Source organism: Halopseudomonas phragmitis (assembly GCF_002056295.1).
GTDB classification, from domain to species: Bacteria; Pseudomonadota; Gammaproteobacteria; order Pseudomonadales; family Pseudomonadaceae; genus Halopseudomonas; species Halopseudomonas phragmitis.
In genome coordinates this window covers 1,676,208-1,697,604 of the sequence record NZ_CP020100.1, presented here as the reverse complement: position 1 = coordinate 1,697,604, position 21,397 = coordinate 1,676,208, and the positions used below count along the sequence as shown (strand labels likewise).

At 61.4% G+C, this 21,397-nt stretch carries 20 protein-coding genes; 11 read left to right on the top strand and 9 right to left on the bottom strand.

Translation table 11 applies throughout. The features are described from left to right. Positions 1 to 8 precede the first annotated feature (8 nt). Positions 9 to 1,829, top strand: a complete 1,821-nt coding sequence (locus tag BVH74_RS07830; RefSeq protein ID WP_080049516.1) for a sensor histidine kinase — start codon at positions 9 to 11, stop codon at positions 1,827 to 1,829. Further along, a complete protein-coding gene (locus BVH74_RS07825) occupies positions 1,826 to 3,178 on the top strand; it encodes a sigma-54-dependent transcriptional regulator (RefSeq protein WP_080049515.1) in 1,353 nt (450 codons plus the stop codon). The genes BVH74_RS07830 and BVH74_RS07825 overlap by 4 nt, the downstream gene beginning before the upstream one ends. Before the next feature lie 53 nt (positions 3,179 to 3,231). On the opposite strand, the gene BVH74_RS07820 is transcribed toward BVH74_RS07825, so the two are convergent. The 3 genes from BVH74_RS07820 to BVH74_RS07810 all read right to left on the bottom strand — a co-directional run bounded on the left by BVH74_RS07820 (position 3,232) and on the right by BVH74_RS07810 (position 6,587). Next, positions 3,232 to 4,026: an ABC transporter ATP-binding protein gene (locus BVH74_RS07820; RefSeq protein ID WP_231705600.1), complete on the bottom strand. Its 795-nt coding sequence runs from the start codon at positions 4,024 to 4,026 to the stop codon at positions 3,232 to 3,234. A gap of 100 nt (positions 4,027 to 4,126) precedes the next feature. Continuing rightward, positions 4,127 to 5,146 (bottom strand): ABC transporter permease, encoded by a 1,020-nt coding sequence (locus BVH74_RS07815; protein WP_080049513.1) that lies wholly within the window; start codon positions 5,144 to 5,146, stop codon positions 4,127 to 4,129. Positions 5,147 to 5,192: 46 nt separating this feature from the next. Next, a complete protein-coding gene (locus BVH74_RS07810; RefSeq protein ID WP_080049512.1) occupies positions 5,193 to 6,587 on the bottom strand; it encodes a CmpA/NrtA family ABC transporter substrate-binding protein in 1,395 nt (464 codons plus the stop codon). A gap of 386 nt (positions 6,588 to 6,973) precedes the next feature. Between BVH74_RS07810 and BVH74_RS07805 the strand changes: the two genes are divergently transcribed. Continuing rightward, positions 6,974 to 7,996, top strand: coding sequence for an adenosine deaminase (locus BVH74_RS07805; RefSeq protein WP_080049511.1), 1,023 nt, complete (start codon positions 6,974 to 6,976; stop codon positions 7,994 to 7,996). Positions 7,997 to 8,131: 135 nt separating this feature from the next. Next, positions 8,132 to 9,718, top strand: a complete 1,587-nt coding sequence (locus BVH74_RS07800; protein WP_080049510.1) for a peptide chain release factor 3 — start codon at positions 8,132 to 8,134, stop codon at positions 9,716 to 9,718. A 182-nt stretch (positions 9,719 to 9,900) separates the two neighbouring features. Here the strand turns inward: BVH74_RS07800 and BVH74_RS07795 are convergent, their stop codons facing one another. Beyond that, entirely contained in the window at positions 9,901 to 11,121 is a 1,221-nt protein-coding gene (locus BVH74_RS07795; RefSeq protein WP_080049509.1) for an alginate export family protein, read from the bottom strand. Positions 11,122 to 11,481: 360 nt separating this feature from the next. On the opposite strand from BVH74_RS07795, the gene BVH74_RS07790 reads away from it, so the two are divergent. The 3 genes from BVH74_RS07790 to BVH74_RS07780 are packed head-to-tail and all read left to right on the top strand — an operon-like array spanning position 11,482 to position 13,663. After that, positions 11,482 to 12,282, top strand: coding sequence for a TatD family hydrolase (locus BVH74_RS07790; protein WP_080051663.1), 801 nt, complete (start codon positions 11,482 to 11,484; stop codon positions 12,280 to 12,282). A gap of 49 nt (positions 12,283 to 12,331) precedes the next feature. Continuing rightward, entirely contained in the window at positions 12,332 to 12,796 is a 465-nt protein-coding gene (locus BVH74_RS07785; protein ID WP_080049508.1) for a hypothetical protein, read from the top strand. A gap of 36 nt (positions 12,797 to 12,832) precedes the next feature. Continuing rightward, a complete protein-coding gene (locus BVH74_RS07780) occupies positions 12,833 to 13,663 on the top strand; it encodes an SDR family oxidoreductase (RefSeq protein ID WP_080049507.1) in 831 nt (276 codons plus the stop codon). Positions 13,664 to 13,683: 20 nt separating this feature from the next. Here the strand turns inward: BVH74_RS07780 and BVH74_RS07775 are convergent, their stop codons facing one another. Continuing rightward, positions 13,684 to 14,703 carry a Leu/Phe/Val dehydrogenase gene (locus BVH74_RS07775; protein WP_080049506.1) on the bottom strand — a complete coding sequence of 340 codons (1,020 nt, stop codon included), beginning with the start codon at positions 14,701 to 14,703 and terminating at the stop codon, positions 13,684 to 13,686. A gap of 112 nt (positions 14,704 to 14,815) precedes the next feature. On the opposite strand from BVH74_RS07775, the gene BVH74_RS07770 reads away from it, so the two are divergent. Further along, a complete protein-coding gene (locus BVH74_RS07770) occupies positions 14,816 to 15,664 on the top strand; it encodes a hypothetical protein (protein WP_080049505.1) in 849 nt (282 codons plus the stop codon). Positions 15,665 to 15,709: 45 nt separating this feature from the next. Here BVH74_RS07770 and BVH74_RS07765 read toward each other — a convergent pair whose 3' ends face one another. Then, positions 15,710 to 16,264 carry a response regulator transcription factor gene (locus BVH74_RS07765; protein WP_080049504.1) on the bottom strand — a complete coding sequence of 185 codons (555 nt, stop codon included), beginning with the start codon at positions 16,262 to 16,264 and terminating at the stop codon, positions 15,710 to 15,712. Then, entirely contained in the window at positions 16,261 to 17,532 is a 1,272-nt protein-coding gene (locus tag BVH74_RS07760) for an ATP-binding protein (RefSeq protein WP_080049503.1), read from the bottom strand. The genes BVH74_RS07765 and BVH74_RS07760 overlap by 4 nt, the downstream gene beginning before the upstream one ends. A gap of 179 nt (positions 17,533 to 17,711) precedes the next feature. Between BVH74_RS07760 and BVH74_RS07755 the strand changes: the two genes are divergently transcribed. Next, entirely contained in the window at positions 17,712 to 18,413 is a 702-nt protein-coding gene (locus BVH74_RS07755) for an SIMPL domain-containing protein (protein WP_080049502.1), read from the top strand. 140 nt (positions 18,414 to 18,553) lie between these two features. Here the strand turns inward: BVH74_RS07755 and BVH74_RS07750 are convergent, their stop codons facing one another. Together BVH74_RS07750 and BVH74_RS07745 are read right to left on the bottom strand one after the other, a co-directional pair. Then, positions 18,554 to 18,769 carry a hypothetical protein gene (locus tag BVH74_RS07750; RefSeq protein WP_080049501.1) on the bottom strand — a complete coding sequence of 72 codons (216 nt, stop codon included), beginning with the start codon at positions 18,767 to 18,769 and terminating at the stop codon, positions 18,554 to 18,556. Positions 18,770 to 18,860: 91 nt separating this feature from the next. Then, positions 18,861 to 19,544 carry an energy-coupling factor ABC transporter permease gene (locus BVH74_RS07745; RefSeq protein WP_080049500.1) on the bottom strand — a complete coding sequence of 228 codons (684 nt, stop codon included), beginning with the start codon at positions 19,542 to 19,544 and terminating at the stop codon, positions 18,861 to 18,863. Positions 19,545 to 19,742: 198 nt separating this feature from the next. Between BVH74_RS07745 and BVH74_RS07740 the strand changes: the two genes are divergently transcribed. Continuing rightward, on the top strand, positions 19,743 to 19,919 hold the full coding sequence (locus BVH74_RS07740; protein WP_080049499.1) for a DUF3094 family protein: 177 nt from the start codon (positions 19,743 to 19,745) through the stop codon (positions 19,917 to 19,919). Between the two features lie 64 nt (positions 19,920 to 19,983). Beyond that, a complete protein-coding gene (locus BVH74_RS07735) occupies positions 19,984 to 21,309 on the top strand; it encodes an NAD(P)/FAD-dependent oxidoreductase (protein WP_269434108.1) in 1,326 nt (441 codons plus the stop codon). Positions 21,310 to 21,397: the final 88 nt, after the last annotated feature.

Here is a 21,397-nt window from a genome sequence, read left to right as displayed (position 1 = left end):
ACACAACCATGAACTACCGCATCTGGCTACCCCTGAGCATCCTGCTAAGCAGCCTGCTGGCCTGGCAGCTCGGCGGGCTGTTCGGCTACCGGCAACTGGAACGGGAAAGCCGCGAGGATGCCTTCCGCTACGGTCAGTTGCTCGGCAACGAGATCAAACGCTATGAACCGATCGTCGCTCTGGCGGCTCAGCATCCACTGCTGGCTGAAACCCTGCGTCGTCCAGACGATGCGCCGCTGATCCTCGAGGCCAACCTGATCATGCAACTGATGGCGACCATCGTCGCCAGTTCCGATGTGTATCTGCTCGACCCGCAAGGTCTGGTGATCGCCGCCAGCAATTACCAGCAGCAAGACAGTTTCATTGCCCAGGATCTCAGTTACCGGCCCTATTTCATCGACGCCCTGGCCCAGCACCAGGGCCAGTTCTATTTTGCCTTGGGCACCACCTCGGCCGTGCGCGGGTTGTATTTCGCCTATCCGATCCTGGCGGACCAGCAGGCGATCGGGGTGATCGCCATGAAAGTCCAGGTCGATGAACTGGAAGCCCAGTGGCGCCGCCCTTCGGCCAGCCCGGCCACAGAGATGCTGGTACTCGACAACTACGGCATCAGCTTTCTGGCCAGCCGCCCCGAATGGCTGTATCAGGCCTTCGAGCCACTGACCAAGGCCCAACGCGAGCGACTGGCCAGTGAGCGCCGTTACGCTGACCAACCACTGCCAGTGCTGCCACTGCGCCGGCTTGGTCAGCCGCTGGGCAGCACAGCGCTGAGTGAGCGACTGCAAATCGACGAAAACGGCAGCTGGCGCGAGTATCTGCGGGTACGTCATGAGGTGGCCGAGCAGGGCTGGAGCCTGAATGTACTGGTTGAGACAACACCGGTACGCTGGGTGCGGCTGCGCTTTGTGCTAGGTGCGCTGGTGCTGCTGACCGGCGTGCTGAGCATCGGCCTGTACCTGCGCGAGCGCTACCGGCGTGAAGCCGAACTGGCCGAACGTGGCGTGCAGCTGGAGCAACGGGTTGCCGAGCGAACCGCTGATCTCAAGACCAGCAACCAGCAGTTGCGCGCTGAAATTGCCGAACGCCAGCGTGCTGAACACGAGCTCAAGGCCACCCAGCAGGAGCTGATCCAGGCCGCCAAGCTGGCGGTATTGGGGCAGATGTCGGCGGGCCTCAATCACGAACTCAATCAGCCGCTGACCGCCCTGCAAGGCTACGCCAGCAACAGCCGGCGGTTCCTGCAACGTGGCGATACGGCGATGGTCGAAGCCAACCTGGGCGAAATCCTTGCCCTGTGCGAGAAAATGGCCGAGCTGATTCGCCAGTTCAAGGTGTTCGCCCGCAAGTCAGAAGGGCTGCCGAGTCAGGTCGACCTGCGCCTACCAATCGACGCTGCACTGAAGTTGCTGTTCAGCCGCAATGACGGTGCGACGCCCGAGATTCACTGGCAGCGCCCAGAACAACCGGTGATGGTACACGGTGACCTGATCCGCATCGAACAGGTCATGGTCAATCTGCTGAGCAACGCCGTGCAGGCAGTGGATGGCAGTGCCCAACCACGCATCGACATCGATCTGCACCTGTATGATGACCAGGTCGAATGCCGGGTACGCGACAACGGCCCGGGCCTGCCGGCCAATAGCGAGCAGGTGTTCGAGCCGTTCTTCACCACCAAGCCGCTGAAACAGGGGCTGGGGTTGGGACTGTCAATCTCGCGGCAGATCTCCGAGGCGCTCGGTGGTAGTCTGGTCGGCCAGAACCGCGCCGAAGGTGGTGCCGAATTCATCATGACCCTGCGCCGACGCCAGGCCAACGAGAACCCAGCATGAATGAAACCCGGGTCATTTTCATCGACGACGATGCCGCCATTCGCCAGGTCATGGCCCAAACCCTGGCCCTGGAGGAACTGCCGGTCGAGTGCTTTGCCGACGGCGCTGCGGCGCTGACGCGCCTGGATGCCAACTTTCCCGGTGTAGTGCTGTGTGACTACCACATGCCCGGCATGGATGGTCTGGCAGTGCTGCAGGCGCTGAAGCGGATCGACGACAGCATTCCGCTGATCATCCTCACCGGCCAGGGCGACATCAGCACAGCGGTGGCGGCCATGCGTGAAGGCGCTTACGACTTTATCGAGAAGCCGTTCCACCAGGACGGCCTGCTGGAAATCCTCAAGCGCGCACTGGAAAAGCGCCAACTGGCGCTTGAGAACCGCCAGCTCAAGCAGCAACTGCGCAGCCTGGCAATGCCTGGCCCGCGCCTGCGCGGCGACTCACCCGCCATGCGCCGGGTGCTGGCAATGATCGATCCGCTGCTCGATACCAACGCCGACATTCTCCTGCGCGGCGAAACCGGCTCCGGCAAGGATGCCCTGGCTCGCTATATCCACGAGAACAGTCCACGTCGCGAACACAACTTCGTCGCCATCAACTGCGGTGCAATTCCGGAGAACCTGATCGAGAGCGAACTGTTCGGCCATGAGGCTGGCGCCTTTACCGGCGCCGAAGGCAAACGCATCGGCAAGTTCGAACACGCCCACCAGGGCACCCTGTTTCTCGACGAGCTGGAAAGCATGCCGCTGGCGTTGCAGGTCAAGCTGTTGCGGGTGTTGGAGGAACGCAAGGTCGAACGCCTGGGCAGCAACCAGTTGCAAACGGTCGATGTGCGGGTAATCGCCGCCACCAAGAGCGATCTCAAGCAACTCAGTGATGCCGGCGAATTTCGGGCCGACCTTTACTACCGGCTCAACGTGGTACAAATCGACATTCCGCCGCTGCGCGCACGCAAGGAAGATATCCCACTGCTGTTTCACCACTTCGCCCTGATCGCCGCTGCCCGCTACGACCGCGACAGCGTGCCACTGGATACGGCCCAGGCTGCCCGGCTGATGCAGCACGACTGGCCCGGCAACGTCCGCGAGCTGCGCAATCTGGCCGAGCGCTACGTACTGATGGGACCACTGGCGCTGGAGCCGGGCGACGCCAGCTTCAGCGATGAACTGCCGGCCGGCCAGAGTCTGGCCGAGCTGATGGACGGCTACGAGCGCTCACTGCTGATCACCACCCTGCAGGCCTGCCAGGGCAGCCTCAAGGCCACCATGCTGCGCCTGGGTATCGCCCGCAAGACCCTGTACGAGAAGATGAAGCGCCACGGTCTGGACAAGGCCCAGTTCCGCGACTAAGACCGAAGGCCCAGCCCGGCCGCAGCAGGGCACGGGCACTCGACCTGTTACCCTCAATGTTCATCTGGCCGGCGCTGACGCTCGTAGAGAAAGCGCAGCACTTCGGAGCGGTACTGGTTGTAGCGGGCATCGCTGGCCAGCGCCAGACGATCACGCGGGCGCTCCAGGTCGATACTCAAGACCTCACCGACCTTGGCCGCCGGGCCATTGGTCATCATCACGATCTTGTCCGACAACAGCACGGCCTCGTCGACATCGTGGGTCACCATCAGCACGGTGTTGTTCAGCTCGGCCTGGATCGCCATCACCGAGTCCTGCAGGTGGGCGCGGGTCAGCGCGTCGAGCGCGCCGAACGGCTCATCCATCAGCAGCACTGTAGGCTCCATCGCCAACGCCCGGGCAATCCCGACCCGCTGCTTCATGCCCCCGGAGATTTCCGCCGGGTATTTGTGCATCGCATGGTCCATGTGCACCAGCTTAAGGTTGTGCTCGATCCATTCGCGCATTTCCTTGCGGCTCTTGCGTCCCTTGAAGATCGCCTTCACCGCCAGCTCGACATTCTGGTAGCAGGTCAGCCAGGGCAACAAAGCGTGGTTCTGGAACACCACCGCCCGGTCCGGCCCCGGCTGGGTCACTTCCCGCCCTTCCAGAATGGCGCCACCCTCGGTAGCCTGCAGCAGGCCGGCGACGATGTTCAGTACGGTCGATTTGCCGCAGCCGGAGTGGCCGATGATCGATACGTACTCGCCCTTGGCGATTTTCAGGTTGACCCGGTCCAGCGCGCGGAAGCTGCCGCCGCGTACCGGGAAGTCGATGGATACTCCGCTCAGGTCAAGGAAGGAGCGGATTGTCGCTGGCTCGGTCTGGGCCGCCTGCTGCGGCTCGCTGACAAGATCCTTGATAGCGTGAAGGACTGACATGTTGTGCTCTCCTGTACTTATTCGCTACTCATTGGGCCGCGGTTTTGTCGTGGGACAGGCATTTCTGCAGAGTGACCATCAGCCAGTCGAGCAGAAAGCCGATGATGCCGATCGCCAGCACCGCCACCATGATCCGTCCCAGCGAGTTGGAGCTGCCGTTCTGGAACTCGTCCCAGATGAACTTGCCCAGGCCCGGGTTCTGCGCCAGCATTTCGGCGGCGATCAGGACCATCCAGCCGATCCCCAGCGAGATCCGCAGACCGGTGAACATCATCGGCAGAGCCGCGGGAATGGCGATCTTGAAAATCCGGGTGGCCAGCGGCAGGCGGATCACCCGACCGACATTGATCCAGTCGCGATCGATCGAAGCCACCGCCACTGCCGTGTTAATCAGCGTCGGCCATAGTGAGCAGAGCATCACGGTGATCGCCGAGGTGACGAACGAGCGTTGGAACCAGGGGTCGTCGGAGACGTACACGGCGCTGACCACCATGGTCACAATCGGCAGCCAGGCCAGTGGCGACACTGGTTTAAGCACCTGCACCAGCGGGCTGATCGCCCCATATAGACGCGGACTCAGGCCACAGGCTACGCCAATCGGGATTGCTATCAGGCTGGCCAGGACGAAACCGGCGAAGACGGTCTTCAGACTGGTGAAAATCTGATCGACAAAGGTCGGCTTGCCGGTGTAGCTGCGCCAGCGCACTTCAGCGTTGGGGTCGGCTTCCAGTAGCCGGGCGTTGCGTTCGACCTGACGCTCGAGAAAGGCCCGCTCACGCCCGCGCTCGGCCTGATGCTCGGCATACAGGTTGCCGGCCTGCTCCCAGACCTGAACGGGGCCAGGCAAGTCGCCCAGGCTGGTCTTCACCTGGGCCGCCAGCGCCGACCACAGCAGCAGGAAGATTGCGATCGCCAGCAGCGGCAGACCGACCCGGTTGAACAGCTCACCGAGCTGTTCGCGCAGGTTCTCGCCGCGCACCAGGCGCACCACCGGCACCATCCAGGTGAAGCCGGTCATTTCAAGGTAGTGAATCAGTCGATTGGTCATGTTCATGCACCTCAGCCCGGCCCCGCAGCCGCGGGGCCAAGGCGTTTCAGAGTTTCTGCTCGCCCTTGAGTCCGATCGTCAGGCTGTTGAGGTAGTCGTTGGGGGTTCGGCCATCGAACACCACACCGTCGATAAACTCGCTCTGCGGCGCCCGCATGCCGTCTTCCGTGGCGAAGTCAGGGAACACCGAGGCCGGCAGCTTGCCTTCGGCGATCAACGCCTCGGCGGCCTGGCGGTAGACTTCCGGGCGATAGACTTTCTTGGCCATGTCCAGATACCAGCTGTCAGGCTTGTGCTCGGGGATCTGGCCCCAACGGCGCATCTGGGTCAGGAACCAGATGGCATCGGAGTAATAGGGATAGGTCGCGTGGTGACGGAAGAACACGTTGAAGTCCGGCACCTCGCGCTTATCACCCTTCTCGTATTCGAAGGTGCCGGTCATCGAGTTGGCGATTACCGCCTCGTCCGCGCCGACATAGTGCGGCTGGGCCAGGATCTTCACCGCCTCGGCGCGGTTGGCGTTATTGTCGGCATCCAACCAGTGGGCGGCCCGGATCAGCGCCTTGACCACGGCAATGTGGGTGTTGGGATGCTGTTCGGCCCAGCTGTTGCTGACCCCGAACACCTTCTCCGGGTTGTTGCGCCAGATCTCGTAGTTGGTGATCACCGGCACCCCGATGCCCATGAACACCGCTTGCTGGTTCCACGGCTCACCAACGCAGTAGCCATGAATAGTGCCGGCCTGAAGCGTGGCCGGCATCTGCGGCGGCGGGGTAACCGAGAGCAGCACCTCGGCATCCAGCTGGCCGGAAGTATCACCTTTGTGCGGGGCGTAATAGCCGGGATGAATACCGCCAGCAGCCAGCCAATAACGCAGCTCGTAGTTGTGGGTCGAGACCGGGAACACCATGCCCATCTGGAAGCGCTGCCCGCGATCGCGGAAACCCTCGACTACCGGCTTGAGGTAGTCAGCCTTGATCGGATGTACCGGCTTGCCGTTCTCGTGCGGAATATGCGGTTTCATCGCCTCCCAGACTTCGTTGGAAACAGTGATCGCATTACCGTTGAGATCCATGGAAAAGGCGGTAACCACATGGGCCTCGGTACCAAAGCCAATGGTTGCGCCAATCGGCTGGCCGGCCAACATGTGCGCACCGTCCAGTTCGCCATCGATCACTCGGTCGAGCAACACCTTCCAGTTGGCCTGAGCCTCGAGGGTTACGAACAGCCCTTCATCCTCGAAATATCCGCGCTCGTAGGCAATCGCCAGCGGCGCCATATCGGTCAGCTTGATAAAGCCGAACTTCAGATCTTCTTTCTCCAGCGGCCCGGCAGCCTGGGCCAGTGCGCTGCTCAACAGTCCGACCCCCAGCAACGCCGTCGCCAGTCGCCGACCAATGGTCGCCAACCCCGGGTGTGCCCGATTACCTGCATGTGACATGGAATAGCTCCTCGATAAAGTGTTGGTTCGCCGATCAGGACGCAGGCCGGACCCCTCGATGCAGGCACAAAAAAAGGCGTCCACGTTCACAACCCTGTTCACGGTCGTGTCGGTGGACGCCTTTGCCCTGAGATCAAATTGTCAGGCCGGCCGCCTCATCTGCATGCCTTGCCCCTGTCCCGAATAAAGCAATGGCTGTACCAACTTTTATCAACTCACTGAAATTCATAGATAAAAACAGTCTTTGGAACCGGCGCCAAGGGCACCCATGCCTGCTGGCGGTGCGCATCAACGTTCTGACGCACTGTGCTTGTGCAAGGCCTGATCAGGCCGGCCAAGGTGGTATCATGGATCGCCTGATCAACCGCGCAGTCCAAGGAATACCCATGCCCCACTCTCTCCTGTCACTGGCCGAACGCATGCCCAAGGCCGAACTGCACCTGCATATCGAGGGCAGTCTGGAGCCTGAACTGGTGTTCCAACTGGCCGAGCGCAACCAGGTCAAACTGGCCTATGCCGATATCGACAGCCTGCGTGCAGCCTATGCGTTCAGCAATCTGCAGGACTTTCTCGATGTCTATTACGCTGGCATGTCGGTACTGCTGACCGAGCAGGATTTCTTCGACCTGACCTGGGCCTATTTGACCCGCGTGCAACAAGACAACGTGGTGCACGTGGAGATTTTCTTCGACCCGCAGGCGCACCTGGAGCGTGGCGTCGGTCTGGACGTGCAGATTGGTGGCATCCGTCGGGCCCTGGAACAGGGCAAGCGCGAACTGGGCATCAGCTTCCGGTTGATCCTGTCGTTCCTGCGTCATCTGAGCGAAGACAGCGCCCTCGAAACTCTGGAACTGGCCCAGCCGTTCGCTGAGCAGATCGACGGCTTTGGCCTCGACTCCTCCGAACGCGGGCATCCGCCGAGCAAATTCGCCCGGGTGTTCGCCCGCTGCCAGCAACTGGGTTACAAGATCACCGTGCACGCCGGTGAGGAAGGCCCGCCCGAGTATGTCTGGGAGGCCCTGGACCTGCTCAAGGTTGACCGCATCGACCACGGCAACCGGGCACTGGAAGATGACGCACTGGTACGCCGGCTGGCCGCCGATGGCCTGACCCTGACCGTCTGCCCGCTCTCCAATCTCAAGCTGTGTGTAGTCGACGACCTGCGCCAGCACCCGATCCTGCGCATGCTCGATCTGGGCCTGAAGGCCACGGTCAACTCCGACGACCCGGCCTACTTCGGCGGTTATATCGGCGACAACTACCGGGCTCTGATCGAGCACCTGCCGCTAACCCGCGAGCAACTGTACCAGCTTGGGCGCAACGCCTTCGAGGGCGCCTGGCTCGATGAGCCAAGCAAACAGCGCCACCTGCAACGCCTGGAGCAAGTGTTCGCTGAGACGAGCAATTGACCGGCGGGCAGCGATACCCTTTGTCTTGACCACGACAATCGGCCACAATACGCGCCGATTGTCCTTTACCTCCGCCTGGAGCCGGCTGGCGCTGATGTGCCGTGGCTCCCTGCCTCAGCACGAACCGAACAGCACATGTCCAACGCCATCGCCAAAGAAGTCGCCAAGCGCCGTACCTTCGCCATCATCTCGCACCCGGATGCGGGTAAAACCACCATCACCGAACGGCTGCTGCTGATGGGCCAGGCGATCAACGTCGCCGGTACGGTCAAGGCGCGCAAATCCGACCGCCATGCCACTTCCGACTGGATGGCGATGGAGAAGCAGCGCGGTATCTCGGTCAGCACCTCGGTGATGCAGTTCCCCTACCGCGAGTGCATGATCAACCTGCTCGACACCCCCGGTCACGAGGACTTTTCGGAAGACACCTACCGTACCCTGACTGCGGTCGACTCGGCGTTGATGGTGCTCGACGGCGGTAAAGGGGTCGAGCCACGGACCATCGCCCTGATGGAAGTCTGCCGACTGCGCGACACCCCGATCGTCAGCTTCGTCAACAAGCTCGACCGCGATATCCGCGACCCTATCGAACTGCTCGACGAGATCGAGGCGGTACTCAACATCAAGGCCGCACCGATCACCTGGCCAATCGGCTGCTACAGGGATTTCAAGGGTGTCTATCACCTGCAGGGCGACTACATCATCGTCTACCAGCCTGGCCACGGCCATGAGCGTACCGAGCAGCAGCGGATTCAGGGGTTGGACTCGGCCGAGGCTCGCGACTATCTGGGCGATGACTACGACAACTTCGTTGAAGAACTGGAGCTGGTGCAGGGCGCCTGCCACAGTTTCGAGCCCGAGGCCTTTCTCAAGGGCGAGATGACCCCGGTATTCTTCGGTACCGCACTGGGCAACTTCGGTGTCGATCAGGTGCTGGACGCGGTTGTCGACTGGGCGCCGGCGCCGCTGCCGCGGCCGGCCAACGAGCGCCAGGTGGAAGCCACCGAGGCCCCATTCACCGGCTTTATCTTCAAGATCCAGGCCAACATGGATCCCAAGCACCGCGACCGGATTGCCTTCATGCGCATCTGTTCCGGCCACTACGAAAAGGGCATGAAGCTGCACCAGGTACGCACCGGTAAGGATGTCCGGATTGCCGACGCCCTGACCTTCTTCGCGGCCGAGCGCGAGCATCTTGAAGAGGCCTGGGCCGGCGATATCATCGGCCTGCACAACCACGGCACCATCCAGATCGGCGACACCTTCACCGAGGGTGAAAAGCTCGGTTTCACCGGCATCCCGCACTTCGCCCCGGAGCTGTTCCGCCGGGTACGGCTGAAAGACCCGCTGAAATCCAAGCAGTTGCGTCAGGGGCTGCAGGAACTGGCCGAGGAAGGTGCGACCCAGGTGTTCTTCCCCGAGCGCAACAACGACATCATTCTCGGCGCGGTCGGGGTTCTGCAGTTCGATGTGGTCGCCAGCCGGCTGAAGGAAGAGTACAAGGTCGAGTGTCTGTACGAGCCGATCAACGTCTGGTCAGCACGCTGGATCGAGTCGGACGACAAGAAGAAACTTGAGGAGTTTCGCAACAAGGCGGTTGAGAACCTGGCAGTGGATGGCGGCGGTCACCTGACCTACCTGGCCCCGACCCGGGTCAACCTGAGCCTGACCGAAGAACGCTGGCCGGACATCCGCTTCCGCGCTACTCGCGAGCATCACTGAGGCATCAGAAAACGCTGAGCAACCACGCCAAAGTCTGGTGGCTCAATTGACGCTCCCCCTGTTTTGGACCGTTAGATGCCAGGGATGGCATCTACGAGCCCCCAAGGACGGGTTCACGGCGTGTCCAAAACAGGGGGAGCGTCAACTGAGCCTACGCTGATCCCATTTGATCAGCGTTTACACTAGAACGCCACCTGCCCCATCAACCAGAACTTCTCGGTATCGACAAAGAAGTCATCCGCCGAATAGCGCGCATACTTGGCGGTCAGATTGACCTTGCCGATGGCCTTGCTCGCCTGCAGGTTGACCTCGCTGCCGTAGTCGATGCTGCCGCGATCGGACTTGAAGTCATGATAGGCCGCCATCAGCCCCACGCCGTAGACTGAACCGGCCAGTTTCACATGGCGGTCGCGCAGGCCGTTGGCCGGTGTGACCAGGAACACGTCCGCCCAGCCATTGAAGGCGTGGGCAGTGGCCAGCGGGGTGCTGAAGGCACTGTCCTTGACGCCCAGGACCTCATAACCGGCCCGTCCAGTGACCCCGGCATACTGCAACCCCAGCTCGGCAAACTTGTAGCGGGCATTGATATCCTGACTGTCCTGATAGTCGTCCTGACGCGCCCACTCCAGGGTATAGAGCAGCTTGCTGCTCTCGGCGAGCTGGTAGCCACCGGTGAAACGCAGGCCCTTGGTAGCGCTGGAACTGGCTGGCGTATCCTGATCTTCCAGGAAGTAACCGTAGGCGGTCAGGGTGCCCAGCCCAAACCCGCTGTAGGAAGCATTGAGCAGGTGGGACTTCATGTCGATCTCACCACGCGGCGAGTCCTTGCCGAAGATCCGGTGCACCTTGTCGAGATAGGCGTAGGACAGCGTGGTGTCGGACAGCGAACGGTTGACCACGGTAAAGGCGTCGAAGGTCTGCTCGTTCTGGCGCCAGCCAACGTTGCCAATGAACCGGGCATTGTCATAGATAATCCGCTGGCGACCGTACTTGAACAGCGTATCGCTCAGCCCGGCATAGCTGAGAAAGGCCTGATTAACCTCGGTGCCCTTGGGGTCAGCAACCACCGGGTACTGGGTCTTGGCGCTCGGACGCAGGCTCGCATCGTTGTAGCGCTGCTCACCCAGCACACTGACATTATCGAACTCGACAAAGGCTCCCAGCCCCTGCCAGGTGCCGGTGGCGTAGTTGAGCCGGGTACGCAAAGTCGAGGCATGGGCGTTACGATCAAAATTGTCCTGATCGACCCGCTCATAGCGATAGCGCAGATCCAGCCCGGCCTTGCCCTCGGTCAGCGCCTCCCACAGCGACGGACTGTCAGCGTGAGCTGCCGAACTGGCACCGGCCAGCAGCACGGCCAGGCTCAAGAGGGTTTTGCGTGGTGTTTGAAAATAGATGCTCATCGTGGTTTCTCCCCCAGGTGATGGCAAAAAACGCGCACAAAAAAAAGCGTCCACCCAATTGCTTCCCGAAGGAGCAGTTGTGTGGACGCCTTTGCCCAGAAATATTGGTTTGGCCAGAAGCATCGCCGCTGGCCGCTGCTGCCGCAGCAAAGCCCGTGCCAGTAACAATAACGTCATGTTTTTCAAGCCGAAGTCTTCCTGGCTTAATCGAACTCAAGGGCCGGAGCGCTCCGCCAGCGCGCAGTGCGGGCAGTCCGGCACCCGTTCTGGTGCACTGCGATGATCAACAAGCCTGATGAGCTTCACCTTGATGGGCATCAAAATCTTGCAGTCACCACCCACAGGCGCGAAGCTACCCCCATGAACTACATCGACACTCACACTCATCTGGACTTCCCCGACTTCGATCCGGATCGCGAGCAGGTGCTGGCCGATAGCCGGCGCCTGGGGGTGCGGCGCTTGCTGGTGATGGGGGTCTATCGCGACAACTGGGAGCGCTTGTGGACGCTGGTGCAAGCGCACCCGCAGCTATATGCCGCCTTCGGCCTGCATCCGATCTATCTGGAGCAGCACCGCCCCGAGCATCTGAAGGAGCTGCGTACCTGGCTGGAGCGCCTGAGCGGGCACCCCAAGTGTTGCGCCGTCGGTGAAATCGGGCTCGACTACTTCATCAGCGAGCTGGACCGCGAGCGCCAGCAAGAGCTGTTCGAAGCCCAACTGCAACTGGCCGCCGAGTTCGAGTTACCGGTACTGCTGCATGTGCGCCGGGCCCATGCCGCGACCATCGCTACTCTCAAGCGCTGGCGACTCAAGCGTGCTGGCATCATCCACGCCTTTGCCGGCAGCCGCGAGGAAGCGCGTGAATATATCAAGCTTGGCTTCAAGCTCGGCCTGGGCGGCGCCGCTACCTGGCCCCAGGCCCAGCGGCTGCGCCGGGTCGTTACCGAATTACCGCGCGAGGCGCTGGTACTGGAGACCGATGCCCCGGACATGGCTCCCAGCTTTCAGGCCCATCAACGCAACAGCCCGCAGTGGCTGCCCGAAATCGCCCGACAGTTGGCCGAACTGCGCGGCGAATCAGCAGAAGAGTTCGCCAACGCCTGCCTGCATAACAGTTGTGAATTATTCGGCTGGCCGGCCACGCCAATGCCCTCAGGCTAAAGCTCTGGTAGAGTCTGGAGATGAGGAAAACTGAGTTGGGAGGACACCTATGATCCTGGGGATTGCCCTGTTACTGATCTGGCTGATTTTGCTGATCCGTTTTCCCCGTGTCATGGTCCCGGCCAGCGGCGTACTGGTGGCCCTGGCTCTGCTGCTGGCGGCTGGAGTCGGACTCAAGCAGTGGTTCGACGGTCGTAGCGCAGCGCAACTGGAGATTCGCATTGAGTACCTGCCCGAGGCCTGCGATTTTGGCCGTCCGCTACAGGTGCACATCGAAAACCGGGGCGAGCGCACCGCCAGCAGAATCAGTTGGCAACTGCTGGCAACTCAGCCGGGCTACAGCAGCAACCTGCTGGATGTTGCAGTGACCGCGACTAGTTACCAGATCGACCAGCCGCTGGCCTCCGGGGAAAGCTGGCAGCGCTGCTATGCGGTCCCGCGGCTGCGCAGCGGCTATCGCGCACCCGATCTGGAGTACCGCGCTGACCGGGTCCGCGCCGAATTCCGACGTTAATCTACAAATTACACCAAGAACAATAAGGAAAACCGTATGAGCCAACCCGTTGCATTGATCACCGGCTGCTCCACCGGCATTGGCCAGGCCCTGGCCAATGTCTGCCTCGATGAAGGCTATCAGGTCTGGGCCACCGCTCGCCGCCCGGAAACTCTGGCGCCACTGGTCGAGCGCGGCGCGATTGTCGTCGAACTTGATGTCAATGACGCCAGCCAGATTAACGCCTGCGCCGAACGCCTGCGCCAGCAGGCCGGACGTCTGGACCTGCTGATCAACAATGCCGGTTATGGTGCCATGGGGCCGGTTCTGGATGCCGACCGCGACACCTTGCTCAAGCAGTTCGATACCAATGTCTTCGCCCCGATCCAGTTGGTACGGGCCACTGCTGACCTACTGCGCGAGGCCAAGGGCCTGATCGTCAACATCGGCAGCGTCTCAGGGGTAACCACCACCCCGTTCTCTGGGGTCTACTGTGCGTCCAAGGCCGCGCTGCATGCGCTGTCTGACGCCCTGCGCCTGGAACTGCACCCGTTCGGTATCAAGGTGTTGACCGTGCAGCCAGGGGCAATCGCCTCGGACTTCGGCAATAACGCCACAGCCGCCATCACCATGGACGAAAGCTCCTGGTTCAAACCCTGGGAGAAGGCCGTGCAGGCACGGGCCAAGGCTTCGCAGAAGTCAACCTCGACCTCGGCGCTGGATTTCTCCCGAGAACTGATGAGCTATATCAAGAATCCGCTGCGCCCGGAAGTCGCGCTGATCGGCACCAGCAGCCGCAGCATGGTCCGGATGAAGCGCTGGCTACCAACCTCGATTCTCGACAAACAGTTGCGCAAGCGCTTCGGCCTGGACAACAGCGCCAGCTGAGCCGTGAGGCGTTCAGACCCTCAACCGTAGAGAATTCCCTCCGCCTGCCGGTCAGCAATCTCAGCCGGCGAGCGGCCCTCGGCCTGGCTCTGGGCAAAGATACTGTCGAGCCTATCGCCAATCTGGCGGATGCGCAGCGCGATTTCCCCCTTGCTCATGCCTTTGTGGGTGAGCGCCACATACAGCAGTCCACCGGCGTTGATCACATAATCCGGGGTATACAGGATACCCCGGGCATCCAGTAGATCAGCGGCATCGGCATCGGCGAGCTGATTGTTGGCAGCGCCGGCCACAGCGGCACAGCGCAACTGGCCGATACTCATGGTATTGAGCACCCCGCCCAGGCCACAGGGAGTAAAAATATCGCAAGGGGCTTCAAAAACTGCATCCAGCGCCACCGGCTGGGCGCCCAGTTCGTCCACCACCAGGCGAACCTTGCCAGCATCCAGATCGGCGACCAGCAACTCCACCCCTTCGGCAACCAGTAGCTCAGCCAGCGCATGGCCGACATTACCCAGCCCCTGAAGCATAATCCGCACACCATTGAGGTCATCCTGGCCAAGCCGGGCCCGGGCTGCGGCACGAATGCCAGCCAACACCCCGAGCGCAGTCTGCGGCGAAGGATCGCCGGCCCTGGTGGTGCTGGTGACATGCTGGGTTTGCTGAGCGATGCAGTCCATGTCGGCCGGACTGGTACCACTGTCGACGGCGGTGATATAGCCCCCGCGCAAGGACTCGATGCAACGACCGAAGGCCTCGAACAGTGCGGCGCGATCCTCGACATGCGGCGGGCGGATGATCACCGACTTGCCACCACCTTGCTCCAGCCCCGCCAGTGCGGCCTTGTAACTCATACCCCGAGCCAGCCGCATGGCGTCAGCCACGGCCTCGTCCAGGCTGGCATAGGGCTGGTAGCGACAGCCCCCCAGCGCCGGGCCAAGGCGGGTATTGTGAATCGCAATGATGGCCTCCAGGCCAGTCGCTGCATCGGTGAAGAAGTGCAGGGCTTCCATTCGTTCCGATCGCATGGCTGCAAACATGAGGTGCTCTCCTGCTTTTACGAGATGCCTGAAATAACCATACACACTAATTCTGGTCATTGCCCACTTCGGTTTGGCAAACTTGCCGCGCCTGACTCTGGAGAATAATGACATGCGCTGGTTACTGCCCTTTTTCACCGTACTGCTGATGGTTGGCGTCAGCATTCCCGATGCCGAAGCCCGTCGCCTGGGAGGCGGCAAGAGCTTCGGCAATGCGCCGGCCCATCAAAGCCAGCCGGCCCAGCGCCAACAGGCGCCGCGCGAGCAACAGGCCGCGCCCCGGCAGCAGTCCGGCGCACCCGCCGCCAGCGGTGCCAGCCGCTGGCTCGGCCCACTGGCCGGCATCGCCGCTGGTGGTTTGCTGGCCGCCATGCTGTTTGGTGACGGCTTCAACGGCATTCAGCTGTTCGACATTCTGATTCTCGGCCTGATCGCCTTCATGCTGTTCAAACTGTTCAGCCGCCGCGCTCAGCCGGCGTTGCAGCCACAGGCCGCCGGAGCCGGCCCTGGCGCGATGTTTCGCCAACCAGCAAACGCCTTTGAACCGGCGACCGGTTCGGATACCGTTGCTCCTGGCACACTGCATGCCGCACCGGCCTGGTTCGATGCCCAGAGTTTTTTGCAAGGCGCCGAAGAGCACTTCTACACTCTGCAGCGGCACTGGCGCGACAATGAAGTAGCCGGGATGGCCGAGTACATGAGCCCGGAACTGCTGCAAGCGCTGATCCAGGCCCGGGCCGAACAGCCACCGACCGCCAATGGCTTCGTCGAGCAGCTCAGCGTACGCCTGGACGGCGTTGAACAGCGGGATGGTCGGACCCTGGTGACCGTGAGCTTCAACGGTCTGGATCGCGACAGCGTGGAAGACAGCGGCCAGTGGTTTGATGAAAGCTGGGGACTGGAGCGGATCGACGGCGACGGCCAGCCGTGGATCATTGTCGGGATTCGTCAGAACCGCTGATACCGAGCCGGAGGCTGGGGTTATGCTCCAGCCTCCAATAGGCGCTTAACGTCTTACCGGACGCTTCTGCAACTTACGCTGCAACGTCCGCCGGTGCATGCCCAAGGCCCGGGCGGTGGCGGAAATATTGCCTTCGTGCTCGGCCAAAACCCGCTGAATGTGTTCCCATTGCAACCTATCCACCGACATCGGATGCTCAGGCACCAGAGTTTCCGGGTCAGCCTGTTCGGACAGCAGCGCAGTCAGCACATCATCGGCATCGGCCGGTTTGCACAGATAGTGGGTCGCCCCGCGCTTGATCGCCTCGACAGCAGTGGCGATGCTGGAATAGCCGGTTAGGATCACCACTTTCAATTCCGGATAAAGATCCAGCAGCCGGGGCAGCAAAACCAGCCCCGAATCGCCTTCCATCTTAAGGTCAAGCACGGCATAGTCAGGCCGGTTGGCCTGAGCCAGCTGCATCGCCTCTTCGGCATTGGCCGCTGTCTCGACCCGCAACCCACGCCGGATCAGGGCCCGTGCCATGACCCGGGTAAAGGTCGGGTCATCATCGACCAGTAACAGCAACGGCTGTTCGTCCAACTCAAGCGTTTCGCTCATGATTTCACCTCGGTTGCTATCGGCAGCAGCACTTCGGTCAGGGTACCACCGCCTTCCTGATTGAACAGCCGTACGCTGCCACCAATTCGCTCCACGGCGGCCAGGCTGAGAAACAGTCCCAGACCAAATCCTTTCTTGCCCTTGGTAGTGAGAAACGCGGTTCCCAACTGTTCGGCAATATCCAGCGGTACTCCAGGGCCGTGGTCACGGATGTGCAAACATACCCGCTGCGGGTCCCAGTCCAAGGTGATTTCAATTCCTTCGGCGCAGGCATCAGCAGCGTTATTGAGCAGGTTGAGCACTGCCTGGCCCAGCTCCGGGCTGGCCTGCACCTGCGGCGCCGAGCTGGTCGGCACCGGCAGCCATTGCCAAGAGGCTTCCGGGCGCATCAACTGCCAGCGCGTCAGCAGATTGCGCAACCACTGGTCGACCGGCTCCAGACGTTGCGGCTGGCGGCGATTGTCTTCAGCACTGCGGACCATATGTTGCAGGCTGTCCTTGCACAGTTTCACCTGCTCCTGAAGCAGGGCCAGGTCTTCCCGGGTCTGCGGATCGCGGCAATCACTGTGCATGTCCTTAAGCAGAACGCTCATGGTCGACAGCGGCGTCGACAGCTCATGCGCAGCTCCGGCGGCAACGCTGGCGATCCCCAGTAGCTGGGCATCGCGCATGCTCTGTTCGCGGCGCTCGGCCAGGCGCTCGGCATGCTGGCGCAGAGCGTCGGCCATGCGTACCACGAACAAACTGATCAGCCCTGCGCTCATGGCAAAGTTGAGCCACATGCCGATCACATGCAGGTTGACCACCCCAGCCATGACCGGCAGCTCGAAGGCTTCCAGCGGCTTGTACCAGACCAGCAGTACGCTGTAGGCGGTCACCGCCACACAGGCCAGAAATCCGGTATAGAACCAGGGCAAGGTGGCCGCAGCGATGGTCAGCGGCACCAGATAGTAGGAGACGAAGGGGTTAGTCGGCCCACCCGAGTAGTACAGCAGAATGCTATGAATCATCATGTCGAACAGCAGTTGCAGGCTGTATTCGAAGTCGGTCACAGGCCAGCGCTGTGACAGCCGCAACAAGGTCAGGATGCTGACCAGACTGGACACTCCCAGAGTTACCAGCAGCGCCGTCCAGGGCAGCGGAAACCAGCCGCTGACATAGGCGCCGGCCACCGACAGGCTTTGCGCCAACAGCACCAGCAGACGAATCAGGATCAACCGCCAGAGATTCTGCCGGGAAGGTGAAAGCGCCAGGGCGTTGGGACTCATGAGAAACCGCTGTGACACAGAAGGACTCCAGTATAGAGTTGATCCAATGCAGACTTGTGCGACACAGAGTCGCATAAAGCAAGCCCACAGCGTACCTGCAAAGTCGTCAAAAACGGGCGGTCACGGAACCTGAGGCCTGCGCATCAGTCTGAGCCATGACCACTGAACAAGGAGTTCCCATGCGTCAGCTTATTGCCCTACCCCTGCTATTAACCCTGACTCTGGCCGGCACTCATGCGCTGGCCGACAGCCCTCGCTATAACCAGGTCGCGCTACGGGCCGAGGTTCAGCAGTCGGTCAATCATGACACCTTGCGGGTCACTCTGTTCGCCGAAGACCAGGACAGCGACCCAGCCCGCCTGGCCAACCGCATCACCCAGAAGCTGAATCAGGGTCTGGACAACGCGCGTCAGGTAGAAGGCATCAGGGTCAGTAGCGGCAACCGCCGTAGCCAACCTGTCTACGACGAAAAACGCTCACGTATCGTAGCTTGGCGCGAGCGCGGCGAGATCATTCTGGAAGGCAGCGACTTCACCGCTCTGTCCAGCCTGACTGGCCGGCTGCTCAGCGACCTGAGCCTGGGCGACATGCAGTTCAGCCTGTCGCCCTCCAGCCGCCGGGCTACCGAGGATGAGCTGATTCGTGAAGCCATCGAGGCGTTCAAGGCCCGGGCCGAGATTGCCAGCCAGAGCCTGGGCGGTAACGGTTACAAGATCGTCAACCTGAACCTGAACACCCAGTTCATGCCGCCGATTCTACTGCGCAGCGCCCCGAAGATGGCCATGATGGCCGACGCGGAAATGGCCTCGCCAAGCGTGGAAGGCGGCCAGGCCGATGTTACCGTCAGTGCCGATGGGGTGATTGAGGTCAACCTGCCTTAAGGAACCCCTGAAAAGCGTAGGCGAGGCAGGCAAGACAAGGAAAAAACAGCCGAAAAAGCGCAGTTTACGTGGTGTAAATGAGCATTTTGAGGCTGTTTTTAACGCAGTATTGCCAACGCAGGTAGTTTTTCAGGGGTTCCTTAGGGACGCATAAAGGCATAATCCTGATCCTCGTCGAGATTCTCGGCGAGGAACTGCAGTTCATGGGCGATATCCGCCAGACTGCGTTCGCGTTTGTAGATGGCGATCACCTCGTTCATCAACGCCCGGGCCAGATCCTGCTCACCGTAGCCGGCTTCCCGGGCCTGTTCGACACCCTGCTCTACTACCGTCTTGGCCAATGCATATACTGACATGCTGACTACCTCCACTGCTGGATTTCAGACTGTTACCAGACACACCGTCATTTCAGCACAATCATAAAAACATTAACATTGATACAGATCACTATTGATCACCTGAATCATACGGCTCTTGCAAATAACGATCACTGTCAAAGGTTTCCACCCATTGCGGGTAGAACACCACCAGCCCAGTGACTGCCGTGCCGTTGATAAAGGCTTCGGGAAACATCACCAGCAACAGATAGCCGAAAAACTCCAGCGCCGTATCCGGCACGCTGAGCTGGCCGCCCCAGCTCAACAACCCCATGCCAACCAGCACCACCGCCGCGGCCGACAGTGCTGCGGCGAAAAAGCCGCTGATGAAGATATACAGGAACAAATTGGTCGGCCGAAAGCGCTCCAGGCCACGCAGGATCAATACCGTGACCAGCACTGGCAACAGGATTCGCAGCAGTCCATTGGCGCCCATCGCCGCCGCGTCATCCACGCCCAGAGCGATCAGCGCCAGCTGCGCCAGCGCACCGGCCAGAATTGCCAGTTGCCAGTCGAGCAGCAAGGTGACGGCGGTCAGGCCGATGAAATGAAAGGTCAGCCCACTATCGAACTCACGGCGTACCAGCCACAGCACGGCCAGCACAAACACGCTACCGTAGAACAGATGCTGACGCCGACTATCGGCCAGCAGCTCAACCCAGGACACCCGCGCCAGCGCCCACAACAGGGCAAGACCATAGAGCAACAGAGTGATGACGATCTGACTGGTGCTGAGCAGGTGGGCAGCGAGCATGACGAGTCCCGGTGGTGGTCAGAGCCTGATGATAACAGTCCAAACCCGGCCAATCAGCCACAGCCGACCAAGGACCCGCTCCCAAGTGAGTACTTTTGGCGGATGAAATCTTTGTCACAAGGGGCTACACTGCCGGCATAGTCAGTCCAAGCCTGTCCGCGCGGCCCCCAACTGCGCCAAGAACAAAAAGGTTATGCCATGCCCAGCCGTCTGTATCCCGAAGATCAAAAACGGGTCGATGAATACCTGAGCGCCCCGCATCACCAGGTTGAACGCAAGCCGTTCAATGTCTGGCTGCTGCTGGCCGTCATTCTCGGTGCGGTAGTCGCCATGGGCCTGCTCGCGCGTTACCTGTCCACTCTGGTTCTGGGGTGACCCCCGAGCCCGAGTCTGCTCGCTTCGACTGACGCCAGATTCACTCATTTCAAGAGTCTTGCACATGTCGAACGCACAAATGGATCAAGCCCTACCGCGTATATTGGTGGTCGGTGGCGGCGCCGGTGGTCTTGAACTGGCCACCCGGCTGGGACGCAAACTGGGGAAGAAAAAGCGCGCCAGGATCACCCTGGTCGACGCCAACATGACCCACATCTGGAAGCCGCTGCTGCATGAAGTCGCCGCCGGCTCGCTGAACTCCACCGAAGACGAACTCAATTATGTCGCCCAGGCCAAATGGAACCACTTCCATTTTCAGCTCGGGCGTATGTGCGGGCTGGACCGCGAACGCCGGGAAATCACCCTGGCGGCTATTGCCGACGACAAAGGTGACGAGCTGATCGCTCAACGCACGCTGGGTTACGACTATCTGGTGATCGCCGTCGGCAGTACCACTAACGACTTCAATACCCCCGGTGCGGCCGAGCACTGCCTGTTCCTCGATACCCGAGACCAGGCCGAGCGCTTCCACCGCCTACTGCTCAACCAGTACATGAAAGCCCAGGCTAATGAAGGACTGAGCACCACCAACGAGCCGATCAATCTGGCGATCATCGGCGCCGGAGCCACTGGCGTCGAGCTGGCCGCCGAACTGCACCATGCAGCTCGGCTGCTGCGCGCCTACGGCCTGGACCGGATTCGCCCGGAAGACCTCAACATCACCCTGATCGAGGCCAGCCAGCGGGTGCTGCCGGCCCTGCCGGAACGCATCAGTGGCCCGGTAACCAAAGTCCTAGGCGACCTGGGAGTCAAGCTGCTGACCGGCTCTCCGGTCAAGGAAGTGGCCGCCGACCATCTGCTGCTGGCCAACGGCGAACAGGTGCCGGCCTCGCTCAAGGTCTGGGCCGCCGGCATTCGCGCCCCGCAGTTTCTCGCCGGACTCGGACTGGAAACCAACCGGATCAATCAGTTGCTGGTGCAGCGCACCCTGCAGACCACCCTGGATGAGCGCATTTTCGCCTTTGGTGACTGCGCCGCCTGCCCCACCGACGAGGACGGCAAACTGGTGCCGCCGCGGGCTCAGGCCGCTCACCAGCAGGCCAGCCTGCTGGCTGCCAACCTGCGCCGACTGCTGGACGGCAAGCCCCTGCAGCAATATAGCTATCGCGACTACGGCTCACTGATCTCACTGTCGAGTTTCAGCGCGGTAGGCAACCTGATGGGGAACCTTACCGGCAGCGTGATGCTCGAAGGCAAGCTGGCGCGAATGTTCTACATTTCGCTCTACCGCCTGCACCAGATGGCGTTGTACGGCGTTGCCCGCACCCTGCTGCTGATGCTCAGCGACCGGATCGGGCGCAGTACCGAACCACGCCTCAAACTGCACTGAACCTGGAGGCCCGACCGGGCCGCCGCCAACCGCCGCTCAGCGCAGCGGCGGTCCACGCCAATAACAACTCAGCACCCGCTTGATCCAC